Source organism: Curtobacterium sp. NPDC087080 (assembly GCF_044745105.1).
GTDB lineage: Bacteria > Actinomycetota > Actinomycetes > Actinomycetales > Microbacteriaceae > Curtobacterium.
Genome location: NZ_JBIUZP010000001.1, coordinates 374,630 through 390,529 on the forward strand (window position 1 = coordinate 374,630; position 15,900 = coordinate 390,529).

Sequence of the window (15,900 nt, forward strand, 5' to 3'; positions counted from 1 at the left end):
GGCCCGGTGCACGTCCCCGACGCTGCCACGCGTCCGCAGGCCGGCGGCCCCACCCCGCGCCGTCGCGTCACCCGCCGCACCTCGCTGGCGACGACGCGATCCGGTTCCGGGCACGGCGTCCTGCCGGACGGCCGACGCGACGAGTTCGCCGCGCTGCCGCTGCGGCTCGCGCTCCCGCTCGCCGTCGTCGGCGGCCTGCTCTTCGCCCTGTCGTTCCCGTCGCCGGGGTGGTGGTTCCTCGCCTACCCGGCGATGGCCTGCATGCTGCTCGCCGCCATGGGGCAGCGCGCCCGTCGCGCAGCCTGGCTCGGGTACGTGGCCGGTGCCGCGTTCTGGCTGCCCGCGATCTCGTGGGCCGGACGGTACCTCGGGCCGGTCCCGTGGCTGGCGCTCGCGCTGTTCGAAGCCGCGTACTTCGCGCTCGGCAGCGTGGCGATCGCCCTCGCGTACCGGTGGGTCGCGCGCGTCCTGCCCTCGACCGCCTGGCGGGTGTGGGGCCTCCCGGCCGTCGTCGCCGGCCTGTGGACCGGACGCGAGTGGTTCTCCGGGAGCTGGCCGTACGAGGGCTTCGCGTGGGGCCGTGTCGGACTGTCCCAGTCGCAGGGTCCGTTCACGCACCTCGCCGCGTACGTGGGTGTGCTCGGGGTGACCTTCGTCGTCGTCTACTGCGTCGCCGTCGTGCTCTCGCTCGCGCTCGTCGTGCCGCGGGCACCCGGCGCCGTCCTCGGTGCACCCGTCCGCATCGCGGCCGCAGGGCTCCTGGTCGCCGTGGTCCTGGCCGTGCCCGCCTGGCCGACCCGCGTAGACGGGAGCATCCGCGTCGAGTCCGTGCAGGGGAACGGTCCGGCCGGGTACTTCGACCGGGCACAGCCGGGCGAGGTCCTCGCCGCGCAGGTCGCCGCGACCGACGTCGAGGTGCGCGGCGTCGACCTGGTCGTCTGGCCCGAGGCCGCCGCCGAGGCCGATCCGCGGCAGTTCCCGACCGTCGCGGACGCGCTCGACGCCGTGGTGGACACCGTCGGGGCGCCCCTCGTCGCCGGGGCGATCACGCAGACGCCGAGCGGGGTGCTGCACAACACCTCGTTCGTCTGGACCGCCGACGGCTGGCAGTCGTCCTACGACAAGAAGCGTCCCGTCCCCTTCGGCGAGTACGTGCCCGACCGCTGGTTCTTCTCGAAGCTCGCGCCGTCGCTCATCGGGCTCCTGCAGCGCGACTACACGCCGGGCACGAAGCCGAACGTGCTCGATGTCGCGGGCATCAAGGCCGGGATCGCGGTCTGCTTCGACATCGTCGACGACGGCCTCACGTCGGACATGGCGCGCGGGGGAGCGCAGGTCATCCTCGCGCAGACGAACAACGCCGACTTCTCCGGCACCGACGAGAACCTGCAGCAGCTCGAGATCGCCCGGCTCCGTGCGGTCGAGACCGGCCGGTCGCTCGTCAACATCTCCACGGTCGGTGCCTCGCAGGTCATCGACCCGTCGGGACGGACCATCGACCGGGTCCCGGAGTACACCGCGACCTCGATGATCACCGACGTGCCGCTCGGGACCGGTACGACGCCCGCGACGGTCGTCTCCGGCTCCGTGACCCTCCTCGTGTCGCTCGGGAGCCTCCTCGCACTGCTCGCCTGCGCGCCCCGGGGCCGCCGATCCGCTCGTCGCCGGCGCCTCGCTTCCTGAACACCGCGACCTCCCACTGGGAACGCTCTGTGAATGCGCCCCATCGGGATGCAACCCGCGTGGGACAGTGTTGAGGACGGCAGACGAGCGAGAGGAGCACACACATGGCTGATCGGAGTCTCCGCGGGATGCGGCTCGGGAGCCAGAGTCTCCAGAGCGAAGAGGGCGTCGAGCTCTCCGACCGGAAGCGCGCGGTGTACCAGACCCCGTCGGGGGAGACGTTCGACGTCGTCTTCTCCGCCGAGGCCGACGTACCACAGACGTGGTCGGAACCCCGGACCGGGCGCGAAGGACGACTGCTCGGCGACGACGGGATCCCCGTCGAGGTCGCTGCTGAGGACGTCAAGGCGCCGAGGACCCACTGGGACATGCTGCTCGAGCGACGCTCGCGCGAAGAGCTCGAGGAACTGCTCGAGGAGCGCCTCGCGTTCCTGCGGGCACGACGCGGCGCCTGAACCGCAGCTCCCGGACACGACGACGCCCGCCCCGGGATCCCGGGGCGGGCGTCGTCGTGTCGCCGGGCTCCGGCTACTGCGCGCGCTGCTGGTCGTCGCCCGCCTGCTGCTGGCCGCCGTCGAGGTCCGCCTGTGACGCGTCGTCCGCAGCAGCGAGGTGCGCGTCGACGCTGCGGTCGGACTCGGCGAGTCGCTCGTCGAGCGCCGCGTCCGGCACGATGTCCGCCGCCGTGGCGTTCGGCCGCGGGTTCGCCGCTGCGGCGCCGTCCGCCGTCGCGGTGTTCGCCAGGCTCTCGTTGGCGAGCTTCGAGATGCGGGACAGGAAGTCCGTGCCCCCGCCGGCACCGGTGACGGGACCGCTGCCGGTGCGACCGGCCGTGAAGCCCTTGGCGATGCCGGACAGCGCGTCGGTGAACTCACTCGGGATCATCCACAGCTTGTTCGCAGTGCCCTCGGCGATCTTCGGCAGGGTCTGCAGGTACTGGTACGACAGCAGCTTGTCGTCCGGGTCACCCGTGTGGATCGCCTCGAACACGGTCGCGATGGCCTGCGCCTCACCCTCGGCGCGGAGCACCTGGGCCTTCGCGTCACCTTCGGCGGCGAGGATCGCGGCCTGCCGCTGACCCTCGGCCTCGAGGATCTGCGACTGCTTCGTGCCCTCTGCCTGCAGGATCGCGGCACGACGGCTCCGCTCGGCACGGAGCTGCTGCTCCATGGCGTCCTGGATCGACACGGGCGGCTCGATCGCCTTGAGCTCGACACGACCGACCCGGATGCCCCACTTGCCGGTTGCCTCGTCGAGGACGACGCGCAGCTGGCCGTTGATGTTGTCGCGGCTCGTCAGCGCCTCTTCGAGGTTCAGGCCACCGACGACGTTGCGGAGCGTGGTCGTGGTGAGCTGCTCGACCGCGCCCAGGTAGTTCGCGATCTCGTAGGTCGCGGCGCGGGCGTCGGTCACCTGGAAGTAGACGACGGTGTCGATCGACACCACCAGGTTGTCCTCGGTGATCACCGGCTGCGGCGGGAAGGACACGACCTGCTCGCGCATGTCGATGAGCGGGCGGAGTCGGTCGATGAACGGCACCAGGAGGTTGAGCCCCGGGCTGAGGGTCTTGTGGTACTTGCCGAGGCGTTCGACGATCCCGGCCGTCGCCTGCGGCACGATGCGGATCGCACGGGACAGGACGACGATCACGAAGATCACGACGACGAGGACGAGGACGATCAGGGCGATCGTCCCGGCTGAGATGGTCACGAGGTGGCCCTTTCTCCGAGGCGGACGACCGCGGTCGACCCCTCGATCGACTCGACGACCACGGGGGTGCCGAGCGGCGGTGTGCGGTCGGGGGAGCCAGCGGCGAGCCGGGCGCTCCAGGTCTCGCCGTTCGCGAGACGGACCTGCCCGGGCGACGACGACGTGAAGGCCACGGCGACGGTGCCGCGCAGGCCGATCAGCCCCTCGATGTTGGTGCGGTGCGGGTCGGCGTTCCGGCCGAGCGCCACGAGCAGTCGCGGGCGGACGAGCGACAGCAGCACGAGGGCCACGACGGCCGCGATGATCGCCGAGAGCCACCACGGTGCGCCGAGCAACGCGGCGATCAGCCCTCCGGCAGCACCCGCGGCGAGCATCAGGAAGATGAAGTCGAGGGTGAAGATCTCGACCACACCCAACAGCAGTGTCAGTCCGATCCAGACGACGGTCTGTATCCAGTCGATGTTCACGCGAACTCCCTCCCTCGCATCGCGCGCTCCGGCGTGCAGCGTCGCGACGGCCGGTCCAACTCCGTTCAACATATCGGGTAACGCTCGGATCCGCGCGACCGAGGGGGTCCTCGACGGTGCCGACACGGGCGGTTGGTAGGCTCGTGCGCGGCCGAACCGGCCACAGCAGCGACCTGGAGAACACGACTGTGAGCAACCCCCTCGCCCCCGGATCCCTCGCCGACAAGCGCGCCCTCGTCACCGGGTCGTCGCGCGGCATCGGCGCCGACACCGTCGGCTACCTGGCGGAGGCCGGCGCGAAGGTCGTCGTGAACTACCGCAACAAGGCCCGGCGTGCCGAGCAGATCGTCGAGAAGGTCGTCGCTGCCGGTGGCTCCGCGATCGCCGTGGGTGCCGACCTGACCGACCACGACTCGGTCCAGGCGATGGTCGACCGCGTCGTCGCCGAGTGGGGCGGCATCGACCTGCTCGTGCTGAACGCCTCGGGTGGCATGGAGGCCGACCTGGGGGAGGACTACGCACTCCGCCTGAACCGCGACGCGCAGGTCGACATGCTGCAGACCGCCGTGCCGCACATGCCGGCCGGATCGCGCGTCGTCTTCGTGACCAGCCACCAGGCGCACTTCGTCGAGACCGCCGAGACCATGGACGAGTACGTGCCCGTGGCGAAGAGCAAGCGCGCCGGTGAACTCGCCCTGCGCGAGCTCATCCCGCAACTCGAGGCCGCCGGCATCGAGTTCGTCACCGTCTCCGGCGACATGATCGAGGGCACCATCACGGCGACCCTGCTCAACCGCCTGAACCCCGGCGCGATCGAGGGTCGTCGCCAGGAGGTCGGCAAGCTCTACAGCGTGTCCGAGTTCGCGGCGGAGATCGCCCTCGCCGCCGTCGAGCCGATCCCGGCCGACCACACCAAGCTCGTCGGCGACACGAGCGGCTTCACGGCCTGACGAGCGCCACGGGACGACCGGTAGCCTCGGGCGCGTGACAGCGAAGCCCGGCCTGCGTCTGACGTCCCGCATCCTCCTGCTCGACCCCGACGGCCGCGTGTTCCTCATGGACACGCGGTCGCCGTCGTCCGACGGGTCCCACCGGTGGATCACCCCGGGCGGCGGCGTGGACCCGGGGGAGTCGCACCGTGACGCCGCCGTCCGGGAGCTCCGCGAGGAGACCGGCATCGTCGTCGACGATCCGGGGGAGTCGGTGTGGTCGTGGGACTTCACCGTCGAGTGGGACCTCGCCGACCACGATCGGGGCCACGCTGAGTTCTACGTCGTCCGGACGCCCGGGTTCGAGCTCTCCGACGCCGAGTGGACGGACGACGAGCGCGTCGACATCCTCGCGTCCCGCTGGTGGACGGCCGAAGAGCTCGACGCGACCGACGAGCCCTTCGAACCGGCGGAACTCCCGCAGCTCGTGCGGCAGCACCGGGTGGTCTGACCGACACGACAAGACCGCCACGCCGGTGTCGGACGGGTGCGTACGGGATTCGCAGGTATCGCATAGCGTGTGCGCAGACGGCCGCACGCAACCCGTGCCAGCGGCCTTGACACGAGGAGCTTCAATGTCCACGAACGGTTTCCCGCCGGCACCGAACACGCCCGGCGCGGCTCCCGCGACGAACGGCGGCAACGGCCTCGCCGTCGGCTCGCTGGTGCTCGGCATCGTCGCCGTCGTCTTCGGCTTCCTGTTCTCGATCATCGGTCTGATCGCCGGCATCGTCGGTCTCGTCCTGGGCTTCGTGGCGCGTCGCCGCGGCCTGAGCCGCGGCATGGTGCTCGCGGGCATCGTCCTGAGCGTCATCGGCATCGTCATCGCGATCATCTTCATGATCATCGGCGCGATGGCCGCCGTGTCGTACATGAACAACCAGTAGTCACTTACCGGACGGGAGACGCGTGGCGGGTCCGCCGCGCGCCTCCCGTCCGTCTGTCCGGTCTCCGACGTCCGCTGCACCGTCGTCGAGACCGTCCCAGCCCGGTCCGAGTAGCGTCCGCGCCATGACGTACAGCCAGCCGGACCCCGCAGAAGAGACCACCCAGGCAGACGCGCCGGAGCAGCCGGACACCGACCGCCCCGAGGTCGAGGAGGACGGCCGCGAGGACGCGGCCCTCGAGATCGACGCCGACGACGTGCCGACCGGCGACGAGACGCCCGAGCACTGACTCCGAGGGGCTGACCGCCGCGCGCCGACGCTTGCGCGCTGGTTCTTGCGCCCCCATGATCCGGCGTTCCTGACCGACGGCCCACCGGTCGTCCTGGTCGCCCCACGCCGGTCGCACGACATGCCGCTCACGATGTTCGTGAGCGGCATGTCGTGCGACCGGGACACCTGGTCGGCGGCAGGTCGTACGCCTCCGGGCTCGATGCGTCGGCGCCGACGGTGTGGGGCATGTGGGTCGTCGCCACGGGTGGTCCGGCACCGTCCTCGACCTCGTCCTCGTCCTCGTCCTCGACGGAGGCTGACCGGTGTGCGGCCGTCCCGCGCCGTGTCTGCGACGATGAGTCGCATGAGTGACCTTCACGACGTGGTCCCGGTCGCATCGCCGGACCGCGATGCCGCGACCACGAGGTCGTGCGGAGTACGTGGCGATCCGACCGTGCGGATCGGACGACCGCGACGCCGCCGTGGGGGAGTCCGGCTCGCCGGTGCGCTGCTGCAGACGGTCCTGTCCGGTGGGAGCGGCGCGACCGCCGAGCTCGTCCCGGCGCGCGCTCCGATGTGACCGGGAGCACTCCTGCGCTGCTCGGGATGCGGCCCGGTCGGATCGCGACGAGATCTCGTCGGACTGCTGCCCCGCGACCTGACGACCCGTGCGCGCTGACCGAGTGCCGCGGCGCCCCCCGTTCGGGTTTCCCCCCAGCAGACGGAGGGCCTGCCTGGTCCCGCGAACGCCCGCGTTCCCCGAAGCTGGGAACAGCGCAGCACACTCCCGGTTCCCACGAAGAGGTCTCATGTCCCGAACCACTGTTCTCGTCCCGCAACGCACCGTAGTTCCCCGGTTCCGGTTCGTCTCCGGATTGTTCGCAGCATCGACCTGGCGGCAGTTCGCGTTCCATGCCGCGCACCTGCCGATCGCGATCGGGGCGGTGACGTGGTTCGCCCTGGCGGTCGGTATCGGCGTTCCGTCGGCGGTCACGTGGTTCGGTCTGATCGTCACGGCGTTCCTCGTCGGGGGTTCCGCGTGGTTCGCTGCGGTCACCCGGCGGATGTCGGCTGCACTGCTGGGGCAAGAGGTGGTCGCGCCGACGATGCGTCAGCCTCGCGGAGGCCCGTTGGCACGGGCGACCACGCGACTGACGGACGGCTCGACGTGGAGGGCGTTCGCGTACCTGGTGGTCGGCTTCGTCGTCACGACGGCGTCCTTCGCCATCTCGGTCTCGGTGCTCGTCTCAGCGGTCGGTGCGCTGTCGCACAGCGTCTGGGGCCGCTTCCTCCCGGAGCAGACGGGTTCGGACGGGCTGCAGCACCGCGGTGCGCAGTTCCTCGGGGTGTTCGTCGACACCGTCCCGCTCCAGATCGCGTTCGCCGCGGTCGGCCTGGTCGTGCTCGTCGCGGTCTGGCCCGCCGTCAACCACGGCCTCGGGTCCCTGCAGCGCGCGGTCATCCGTTCGATGCTCGGCGCCGACCCCCGGCAGCGGCGCCTGGCCGAGGTCACCGCGTCCCGTGACGCAGCGGTGATGGACGCGGACACGACGTTGCGCCGCATCGAGCGAGAGCTGCACGACGGCACGCAGGCACGTCTGGTCGGCCTGGCGATGACGCTCGGGGACGCCCGTGACCGGCTCCGGAACCGTCAGGACGCCGACGGGTCCGGAGTGGACGCGCTCGTCGCCCAGGCGCACGCCTCGACGAAGGAAGCGCTCGTCGAGTTGCGTGCGCTGGCCCGGGGGATCCATCCGCCGGTCCTCGACGAGGGGCTCGAGGCAGGGCTTGCGTCGGCGTGCTCCCGCACCCCGTTCCCCGTGACGTTGCGTGTGGAACTGCCCGTCCGACCGTCGCCGGTCGTGGAGGGCATCGTCTACTTCGGAGTGCTCGAGCTGCTCACGAACGTGTCGAAGCACGCTGGCGCCACCGCGGCCACGGTCGACGTGGCATCGGAGGGACCCGAGCTCGTCGTCACCGTCGTCGACGACGGAGTGGGAGGCGCTCACGTCTCGTTGCCGCGGCCGGACGGGCAGGGGACCGGTCTCGTCGGACTGCTCGAACGCCTCCGAGCGGTCGACGGCACGCTCGAGGTCGAGAGTCCGGCCGGCGGCCCCACCACGGTCCGGCTCGCGGTGCCCTCCGGCAGGTCCGCATGAGGATCGTGATCGCCGACGACAACACGATCGTCCGCGAGGGACTGGCGTCGTTGTTGCAGGGACGCGGTCACGAGATCGTCGCGGCGGTCGGTGACGGTGCGGCCGTCCTCCCCGCGCTCACGTCCGAGCTCGTCGACGTCGTCGTGATGGACATCCGGATGCCGCCGACCCACACCGACGAAGGTGTCCGGGCCGCAGTCGCTCTCAAGGCAGCGCGGCCGGAGGTCGGCGTGCTGCTGTTCTCGCAGTACGCCGAGGTCCGGTGGGCGCGGACCCTGCTCGACGTCGCGACCGTCGGCGTCGGCTACCTCCTGAAGGACCGGGTCGCCGAGGTCGCCACCTTCATCGAGTCGTTGCAGCAGGTCGCGGCCGGCAAGGTCGTGCTCGATCCCGAGGTCGCCGCCGCGCTGGTGCAGGCACCGCGACCGCTCCGGGACCGGCTCGACCGGCTCACCGCGCGCGAGACCGACGTCCTGCGACTCATGGCTGAGGGACGGTCGAACGCGGCGATCGCCGAGACGTTGTTCCTGTCGGGCGGGACGGTCGAGAAGCACGTGACGGCCGTCTTCGCGAAGCTCGGGCTCGAGGCGACGACCGCGGACCACCGGCGGGTGCTGGCCGTCCTGCGCTTCCTCTCCGCCTAGATCCGCCGCCGGGCGTCGAGCTACTCACCCGATCCCCGGCACGGTGCGCTCTCCGTGCTGCTCTTCGCGCGCAGGGCGACGACCAGGGTGAGTGGGACGAGAACGCCAGCGCACACGAGCACCGCCGCTTGACCGACGTGGGCGAGGAGCATGCTCGCGAGGGCGAAGCCGGCGTTCTGCGCGGCGAAGGCCCAGGAGAGGTAACCGGCGCGCTGTCGCGACGGGAGGCCGATGTCGATGCGGTGCGAGCGCAGACCGAGCAGAGCCGCGACGGGAACGCCGCTGAGGAGCAGCCCGAGGACAGCCCACGGGAGCGAAGGGACCGACGAGACGAGCATGCACCCGACGCACATCGAGGCGGCGCCGACGAGCGCCCACCGGTCCTCGCTTGCACCCGGAGGTCGGGAGGCATCCACCCACCCGCCGAGCACGCTGGTGACCGAGAGCACGAAGAAGACCACCCACGCAACGCTCACGTCGAAGCCGTGGACGGCAACGAGGGCCGGCGCCCCAACCTCCATGGCTCCGAAGTAGAGGCCGATGGATGCGCTGAACACGATCCACGACGCACCGTGAGCATCCCACCGGAGTCGTCCCCGGTCCGCGCTCCTGCGGCCTCGCTCCGAGGAAGTGACCGCGAAGCTGTCGTTCGACATCAGGGAGACGGCGACAGCCGCGGACAGACCCACCACGGCCACCGTCGCGACCGGCGCCGTCGGATGGAGGAGCGATGCGAGCGCCGCGAGCAACGGCGCAAGGAAGACGAGGAGGTCGAGGAAGGTCACGTCCACCGTGGACGCGGCCCGTGCAGCGTCCGCGGGCACGGTCCCGGACATCAACACGCGCACGGCACCTGCATTACCCGCGATCACCGCACCGGCGGCCGCTGCGAGCAGCGGGGCCACCCAGGAAGGACCCTGGTACGTCCAGCACGCCGTGATCCCGATCCAGAGGACCGCGTGGGCGAGCATCTGCCACCGGAGCACCTGGCGCAGCGGCAGCGACCCGACCAGCTGCGCCATGACCGGCATCGCCGCGACCGTGCCCACCACGTACCACGCCGCCAGCGCCGCACCCGTCGCCAGGGTCCCCGTCACGAGGATGCTCGTCGTGGTCAGGGCCACCGCGGCCATGAGGACAGGTGCACGCATCAGCGATGCGACGGCGGAGTACCTCCAGAAGGCTGGCGACCGGAGGACCGCGAGGAGCGGGGAGGTGTGCGTCATACCCCGAATGTAACGGGTTCTACCCAATGCGTCCGTTACCTGCGATGATGGTCGCATGGAGATGCATCCCATCGATCGCGAGGAACTCCGCCGTGCCATCGCCCTGGTGGCGACGCGGGAGATCGGGCCGTGGCCGGAGGAGCTGCTGACGATGGCGGATGTCGAGCGGATCTTCCCCGACAGCCGCACGCGACAGCACACGAGCGACGCCGGCCCGGCGGCTCTGCAGGGGATCCGATCACTCCGCGACACGCTCGCTGCCGTGCTCCTCGACCCACACGCGCCGGACGCGGCTGCTCGTCTCGACGGCCTCGTGGCCGAGTACGCCGTCACCCCCCGCGTCCCCGCCCTCGGTGAACCGGTCACGTACCGCAGCTCGAGGACAGGTCTCGTCGGTCACGTCGCCGGACGCGTCATCGGCGCGAGCATCGCTGCGTACTCCACCGGCGAGGTCCGCTACCTCCACGAGTGCGAGGCAGACGGCTGCATCACCCCGTTCCTCGACACCTCGCCGCGCCACAACCGCGCATACTGCTCCGATCGGTGCTCGACGAAGATGCGCGTACGACGTCATCGTCAGGCCTAGCTGGCGTCCACCCACCCTGTTCGACGATCGGATGACGGAGCCGGAAGTGCGTTGCACAGCCGTGATGCGGTGCATCGACTCGCGCGGCACGGACACCCGTGAGGTCACCGGCTGCAGGCAAGACCGCGAGCCGATAATGCATATTATGTCAACTCAGGCCGACGTGGCCGGTCTGCACGACGGTCCGAGGGCTCCCCTGGCGGGCTCAGCGAACTTCACGGGGTCGGTCTCGGCGTGACCAGCGGGCACCCCTCGACCTGTGCCGCCACGAACACGAGCACGAGTTCCTCGTCCGACACGTTCGTCGCCTCGTGGTCGACGAACGGTTCCTCGACGAGCACCTGGCCAGGTTCGTAGTACCGCACGGTGTCGGCCGTCCGGTGCCGCAGTCTGCCCCGGGCCACGATGCCGGTCTGCCACCCGTCGTGTCGGTGCCAGCCCGTCGAGCACTCCGGTGCGATGCGGACCACGAACGACCGGACTGCACCAGGCTGGTCGGGCTGACCAGCCTCCGGAGGCGCCACCGATCGGCAGCCGAGGACCGCACCCGTCTCCACGAGCTCGATGCTCGCTCCGTCACCCCATGTCATGGCAGCAGTATTCCAGATGTCGGCGGCGTCGTCCGCTGTTCCCGACAGCTGACGATCCGAGGGATCAGAACACCGCGACGACCATGCCGGAGCCGGTTGCCGGTCGATCCATCGCCTCGAGCGCTCCCGGCAGGTCGTCGAAGCCGATGGTCGACCCGATCGACTCGGCGGGACGGAGCCGCCCGGCGACCACGTCGTCGAGCATCGCGGCGTACTCCCCCACGGCGATTCCATGACTGCCGAGCAGTTCGAGCTCGTCCGCGATGACCCGGCCCATCGGGATGGCCGGCGCGGCCTCGTCGTCGAGCAGCAGTCCGACCTGCACGTGCCGGCCCCGGGGTCGGAGCGAGTCCACCGCCGCCACCGAGGTCGCCCGGCTGCCGTATGCGTCGACGGACACGTGTGCGCCGCCGCCGGTGACCTCGCGCACCGTCGCCGTCACGTCCTCACCCATCTGGAGGGTGGTCGCGCCGAGGGCCGCGGCGCGTTCGAGCGCTGCCGGCGAGACGTCGACGGCGACCACACGTGCGCCCGCTGCCACGGCGACCAGGACGGTGGACAGACCGACACCGCCGCAGCCGAAGACCGCGACCCACTCCCCCGCAGCGACCCGTCCGCGAGCGTGCAGCGCGTGGTAGGCGGTGCCGAACCGGCAGCCGAGCCCCGCCGCCTCGGCGAAGCCCACCTCGGCAGGCAGCGCCACGAGGTTCACGTCGGCGTGCGGCACGACGACGGACTCGGCGTACGACCCGGGCAGCGTGAAGCCGGGTTGCTGCTGTCGGGTGCAGACCTGCGTGGCCCCGTCGCGGCACTGCTCGCACGTGCCACACGCGAAGACGAACGGCGCGGTCACCCGGTCGCCGACCGCGAACCCGGAGACGTCCGACCCGACGGCCGCGACGATGCCGGAGAACTCGTGACCCGGAACGTGCGGCAACGCGACAGAGTCGTCGTGCCCCTTCCACGCGTGCCAGTCGCTCCGGCAGACGCCCGTCGCACGGACGGTCACGACGACGCCGTCCGCGGGTGCCTCCGGCGCCGGGAGCTCGACGATCACGGGCATGGATCCGAAGCGGTCGTACTGTACTGCGCGCATCCCGTCATCCTGGCAGAGCCACCGACGGCCGGTGGTCCGCCGACGACACGCACCGATCTGTCACACGAGTCGCTCCCCCGACACCTCATGATCGGAGGCAACAGTGAACACACCGAGGGGGCCGGGCACCATCCCGGAGACGACCAGCACGACGACCAGCACGACGACCAGCACGACCACCGGCACCACGACCGACGGGGCCCTGGTCGCGGCGATCGCCACCGGCGACGCCGACGCGTACACGACGCTGCTCGACCGGCACACGCGGTCGGTCTTCCGCTACGCCTGGGGACTCGCCGATCAGCGGTCCGACGTCGACGACATCGTGCAGGAGACCTTCGTCGTCGCATGGCGCCGACGCAGGGACCTGCGCATCGTCGGGAGCTCGGCGCTGCCGTGGCTGCTGACGACCGCGCGGTTCGTCGCGATGAACACGAACCGGCAGCGTCGCGCGCACCGCGTCGACGAGCTCGACGAGCACAGCGGCGCCGACGAGGCCTGGTACCGCCAGGTGTCGCACGACGAGGCCGTGCAGCAGCTGCGGTGGGTCCGTGCGGAGATCGCCGGGCTCGACTCGCCGGACCGTGAACTCTGCGAGCTCTGCCTGCTGCAGGACCGGTCCTACGACGAGGCCGCCGCGATGCTCGGCCTCTCCCCCGCCAACGCGCGCAAGCGCATCCAACGATCCCGCGCCCGACTCCGTTCGAGCCGTGCGGCGCAGGGGATGGAGCAGACGTCATGATCACCCTTCCGCCGCCCGAAGGTCCGGCCCTCGACGATGCCGTCGCACCGATCCGCCGCGAGGTGCTCGCCCGGACCGTCGGTCACCGCCGCACCAGGTCCCGGTGGACCCTGGGCGTGGTCGGCAGTGTCGCCGCGGTGACCGCGCTCGCGACCGTCCTGGTCGCGGGCGACCTGACGGGCACGACCGAGCACGTGCCCGTCGTCGGCTCGGCGCCGCAGGCCGCCACCGCCGCGGAGGTGTTCCGTCGTGCCGCCGACGCCACGGTGCACACGAGCGACCCGGTCGTCGGCCCGGGCCAGTACCTCGAGGTCGACGTGCAGGAGCAGAGCCAGGCGTTCCTCGGTCCTGACATCTCGGCCCTCGTGCCGTACTCGCTGACGGTCTACCGTCCGGCGGACACGTCCGCCGAGTGGACCCTGGTGCGCACCTCGGGAGAACCGGTCGCGTACTTCCCGTCGGACCGGGCGGCCGAGGTCGAGGCGGCGTGGAAGGCCGACCCCGCCGGGTACCCGACCGGCACGGTCCGGGCGCTCGACGGCGCCTTCTCCGGCGACCCCTGGACGCCGGCCGACCTCGCCGCCATGCCGCGGGACCCCGACGCGCTCTACGACTGGGTCGCTGCGCACGCCTCCGGCTCGAACAGTCACGAGGAGGCGATGACGGTGCTCGTCACCGACCGGCTCGCAACGGGGATGGTGCCGGCGGACCTCCGCAGCGCCATGTACCAGGTGCTCGCGAGGATCCCCGGGGCGACCGTCACCCACGACGCCGTCACGCTCGACGGCCGCACGGGCGTCGGCATCGGACGCACCGAAGCCGGACGCGGGGACGAGTACACCGAGGTCGTCGTCGACCCGACCACGGGCGACTTCATCGGGATGCGCTCCATCGCCGGCAGGGCCACCCGCGCCTTCCCCGCGGGGACGGTGCTGGACTCGAAGTCGGTGACGACCTCGGTGGTCGACACCGCACCGTGAGGGGGCCGCGGGACGGACGGCAGGCGCGTGGCGGGGCCGCCACGCGCCTCCCGTCCGTCCGCTGGTCGGCTCAGTACTCGATGCGCCCGGTGCGGTCGTGGAACTCCCCCGTCGGCCCGTCCGGACCGATCAGGGCGAGCGCGACCGTCGCGTCCGTGCCCGTGACCGAAGTCGAGCCCCGCGAGACGTGAGTACGGCGCCCGCCGAAGGCCACCACCTATCGGTCACGCGAGGGGTGCCGCGTCGATTGCGGTTCGTAGCCGCCGTCGACGTCTCGATAGCCGATGGTTGATCGAGACGGGTTCGCAGGCCTGGTCCGTATGCTGAGCCGGTGCTGATCGTCGACTCTTCCGCCCTGCGCGCAGGCGCGGACTTCCCGGAGCGGCTGCTGCTGACCAAGCGCGCCTCTGGGACGAACGGGTGGATGAGCTCGTGGGGCACGAACGCGCACGGCGAGATTGCCGGCTGCCCGCCGCCAGCACTCTGACGCGGCCGGCCCGGTGACACCGGGCGTCGGCCGCTGACGCTGCCCACGCCCGCCCTGCTCGCCCGAGGTACCCGCATGTCCGCTGACCCGTCCCCCCTGTCCACCTTCGACCAGATCACCCGGTTCCTGTCCCGCGACCTCACTGGCGGAGCGCTCTTGCTCGCTGCGACCGTCCTGGCGCTGATCGCCGCGAACACGCCCGCGGCCGGCTGGTACAACACCGTCCGCGAGTTCTCGTTCGGCCCGGAGAGCATGCACCTGCACCTCACGGTCGGGTCTTGGGCTGCCGACGGGCTGCTCGCGATCTTCTTCTTCGTCGTCGGGCTGGAACTGAAGCAGGAGTTCGTCGCGGGCCGGCTCCGCGACCCACGCGCCGCGGTCCTGCCCGTCGTCGCCGCGATCGGCGGAGTCGCCCTGCCCGCGGTCATCTTCACCCTCGTCAACCTCAACGCCGGCGACGACGCGCTCCGCGGGTGGGCGATCCCCGCAGCAACCGACATCGCGTTCGCCATCGCTGTCCTCGCCGTCGTCGGCAAGGGCCTCCCGCCGGCACTGCGGACGTTCCTGCTGACCCTCGCCGTGGTCGATGACCTCCTCGCCATCACGATCATCGCCGTGTTCTACACCTCCGGGATCGCCTTCCTGCCGCTGCTGCTCGCGCTCCTCCCATTGGCTGTGTTCACGGTCCTGGTCCGGCGGGGTGTGCGGGCATGGTGGGTGCTGATCCCGCTCGGCATCATCACGTGGGCGCTCGTGCACGCCGCCGGCATCCACGCCACCATCGCCGGTGTCCTCCTCGGCCTGGTCGTCCCCGCAGTCGCCGAGCACCGCTCAGGCGTCCACCACCACGGCGCACGCGTCGCGCTGACCGTGCACTTCGCGGAACGGTGGACCCCACTGTCATCCGGGATCGCGGTCCCGGTGTTCGCGTTCTTCTCCGCCGGCGTCACCGTCGGCGGCTGGGACGGCCTCGTGTCAGCGTTCACCGACCCGATCGCGATCGGGGTCCTCGTCGCACTCCTGATCGGCAAGTCCGCCGGGATCACCGGCGCGACGTTCCTCATCACCCGGGTACCCGGCATCCGCCTCGACCCGACCCTCCGGTGGTCGCAGATCCTCGGTGTCGCGTTCGTCGCCGGGATCGGGTTCACCGTGTCCCTGCTCGTCGGGGAACTCGCCTACGGCGACGGCAGCATCCACGACGATCACGCAAAGGTCGGCATCCTCGTCGGCTCGTTCATCGCCGCCGGCATCGGCGCCGTGATCCTCCGCAGCACCAAGCGCACCACCGCCTCGGCGTGACACACTGACCGGGTACCCCGCCTCACGGGGTGCCCGGTGGTGGGGCTCGCCGGACCCAACAGCATCGACACCAACAGTCCCT

At 71.3% G+C, this 15,900-nt stretch carries 19 protein-coding genes; 13 read left to right on the top strand and 6 right to left on the bottom strand.

Annotation, left to right across the window (positions count from 1 at the left end):
* The first annotated feature begins 6 nt into the window (after positions 1-6).
* Positions 7-1,683, top strand: a complete 1,677-nt coding sequence (lnt, locus tag ACIPEQ_RS01700; RefSeq protein ID WP_402713665.1) for an apolipoprotein N-acyltransferase — start codon at positions 7-9, stop codon at positions 1,681-1,683.
* Between the two features lie 104 nt (positions 1,684-1,787).
* Positions 1,788-2,138 (top strand): RNA polymerase-binding protein RbpA, encoded by a 351-nt coding sequence (locus tag ACIPEQ_RS01705; RefSeq protein ID WP_126890067.1) that lies wholly within the window; start codon positions 1,788-1,790, stop codon positions 2,136-2,138.
* Between the two features lie 73 nt (positions 2,139-2,211).
* Here ACIPEQ_RS01705 and ACIPEQ_RS01710 read toward each other — a convergent pair whose 3' ends face one another.
* The gene (locus tag ACIPEQ_RS01710; RefSeq protein WP_402713667.1) at positions 2,212-3,393 is read right to left on the bottom strand and encodes an SPFH domain-containing protein; all 1,182 of its coding nucleotides are present in this window, start codon (positions 3,391-3,393) and stop codon (positions 2,212-2,214) included.
* Positions 3,390-3,860 (bottom strand): NfeD family protein, encoded by a 471-nt coding sequence (locus tag ACIPEQ_RS01715; protein ID WP_238638036.1) that lies wholly within the window; start codon positions 3,858-3,860, stop codon positions 3,390-3,392. Before ACIPEQ_RS01715 ends, ACIPEQ_RS01710 begins: the two co-directional genes overlap by 4 nt.
* Positions 3,861-4,048: 188 nt before the next feature.
* Between ACIPEQ_RS01715 and ACIPEQ_RS01720 the strand changes: the two genes are divergently transcribed.
* The 6 genes from ACIPEQ_RS01720 to ACIPEQ_RS01745 all read left to right on the top strand — a co-directional run bounded on the left by ACIPEQ_RS01720 (position 4,049) and on the right by ACIPEQ_RS01745 (position 8,809).
* Positions 4,049-4,810 carry an SDR family oxidoreductase gene (locus tag ACIPEQ_RS01720; RefSeq protein ID WP_126890069.1) on the top strand — a complete coding sequence of 254 codons (762 nt, stop codon included), beginning with the start codon at positions 4,049-4,051 and terminating at the stop codon, positions 4,808-4,810.
* Positions 4,811-4,844: 34 nt separating this feature from the next.
* Complete coding sequence (locus tag ACIPEQ_RS01725) at positions 4,845-5,300, top strand: NUDIX hydrolase (RefSeq protein WP_402713669.1); 456 nt, start codon at positions 4,845-4,847, stop codon at positions 5,298-5,300.
* 124 nt (positions 5,301-5,424) lie between these two features.
* A complete protein-coding gene (locus tag ACIPEQ_RS01730; protein ID WP_126890071.1) occupies positions 5,425-5,736 on the top strand; it encodes a DUF4190 domain-containing protein in 312 nt (103 codons plus the stop codon).
* A 124-nt stretch (positions 5,737-5,860) separates the two neighbouring features.
* Entirely contained in the window at positions 5,861-6,025 is a 165-nt protein-coding gene (locus tag ACIPEQ_RS01735; protein ID WP_153257417.1) for a hypothetical protein, read from the top strand.
* A gap of 856 nt (positions 6,026-6,881) precedes the next feature.
* A complete protein-coding gene (locus tag ACIPEQ_RS01740; protein WP_402713670.1) occupies positions 6,882-8,165 on the top strand; it encodes a sensor histidine kinase in 1,284 nt (427 codons plus the stop codon).
* Positions 8,162-8,809, top strand: a complete 648-nt coding sequence (locus ACIPEQ_RS01745; RefSeq protein WP_354027205.1) for a response regulator transcription factor — start codon at positions 8,162-8,164, stop codon at positions 8,807-8,809. The genes ACIPEQ_RS01740 and ACIPEQ_RS01745 overlap by 4 nt, the downstream gene beginning before the upstream one ends.
* 20 nt (positions 8,810-8,829) lie before the next feature.
* Here ACIPEQ_RS01745 and ACIPEQ_RS01750 read toward each other — a convergent pair whose 3' ends face one another.
* A complete protein-coding gene (locus ACIPEQ_RS01750) occupies positions 8,830-9,960 on the bottom strand; it encodes a hypothetical protein (RefSeq protein ID WP_402713672.1) in 1,131 nt (376 codons plus the stop codon).
* 130 nt (positions 9,961-10,090) lie between these two features.
* Here ACIPEQ_RS01750 and ACIPEQ_RS01755 point away from each other — a divergent pair, with 130 nt between their 5' ends.
* Complete coding sequence (locus ACIPEQ_RS01755) at positions 10,091-10,621, top strand: CGNR zinc finger domain-containing protein (RefSeq protein WP_402713674.1); 531 nt, start codon at positions 10,091-10,093, stop codon at positions 10,619-10,621.
* 215 nt (positions 10,622-10,836) lie between these two features.
* On the opposite strand, the gene ACIPEQ_RS01760 is transcribed toward ACIPEQ_RS01755, so the two are convergent.
* Together ACIPEQ_RS01760 and ACIPEQ_RS01765 are read right to left on the bottom strand one after the other, a co-directional pair.
* Positions 10,837-11,211: a cupin domain-containing protein gene (locus tag ACIPEQ_RS01760; RefSeq protein WP_402713676.1), complete on the bottom strand. Its 375-nt coding sequence runs from the start codon at positions 11,209-11,211 to the stop codon at positions 10,837-10,839.
* A gap of 64 nt (positions 11,212-11,275) precedes the next feature.
* Positions 11,276-12,307, bottom strand: a complete 1,032-nt coding sequence (locus tag ACIPEQ_RS01765) for an alcohol dehydrogenase catalytic domain-containing protein (RefSeq protein WP_402713678.1) — start codon at positions 12,305-12,307, stop codon at positions 11,276-11,278.
* Positions 12,308-12,410: 103 nt separating this feature from the next.
* Here ACIPEQ_RS01765 and ACIPEQ_RS01770 point away from each other — a divergent pair, with 103 nt between their 5' ends.
* Positions 12,411-13,049, top strand: a complete 639-nt coding sequence (locus ACIPEQ_RS01770) for an RNA polymerase sigma factor (RefSeq protein WP_402713680.1) — start codon at positions 12,411-12,413, stop codon at positions 13,047-13,049.
* Positions 13,046-14,029 (top strand): CU044_5270 family protein, encoded by a 984-nt coding sequence (locus tag ACIPEQ_RS01775; RefSeq protein ID WP_402713682.1) that lies wholly within the window; start codon positions 13,046-13,048, stop codon positions 14,027-14,029. Before ACIPEQ_RS01770 ends, ACIPEQ_RS01775 begins: the two co-directional genes overlap by 4 nt.
* A gap of 70 nt (positions 14,030-14,099) precedes the next feature.
* On the opposite strand, the gene ACIPEQ_RS01780 is transcribed toward ACIPEQ_RS01775, so the two are convergent.
* Complete coding sequence (locus ACIPEQ_RS01780; RefSeq protein WP_402713684.1) at positions 14,100-14,243, bottom strand: hypothetical protein; 144 nt, start codon at positions 14,241-14,243, stop codon at positions 14,100-14,102.
* Positions 14,244-14,360: 117 nt separating this feature from the next.
* Here ACIPEQ_RS01780 and ACIPEQ_RS01785 point away from each other — a divergent pair, with 117 nt between their 5' ends.
* Together ACIPEQ_RS01785 and nhaA are read left to right on the top strand one after the other, a co-directional pair.
* Positions 14,361-14,516, top strand: a complete 156-nt coding sequence (locus ACIPEQ_RS01785; RefSeq protein WP_402713685.1) for a hypothetical protein — start codon at positions 14,361-14,363, stop codon at positions 14,514-14,516.
* A 75-nt stretch (positions 14,517-14,591) separates the two neighbouring features.
* Positions 14,592-15,818, top strand: coding sequence for a Na+/H+ antiporter NhaA (gene nhaA / locus ACIPEQ_RS01790; protein WP_402713687.1), 1,227 nt, complete (start codon positions 14,592-14,594; stop codon positions 15,816-15,818).
* Positions 15,819-15,900: the final 82 nt, after the last annotated feature.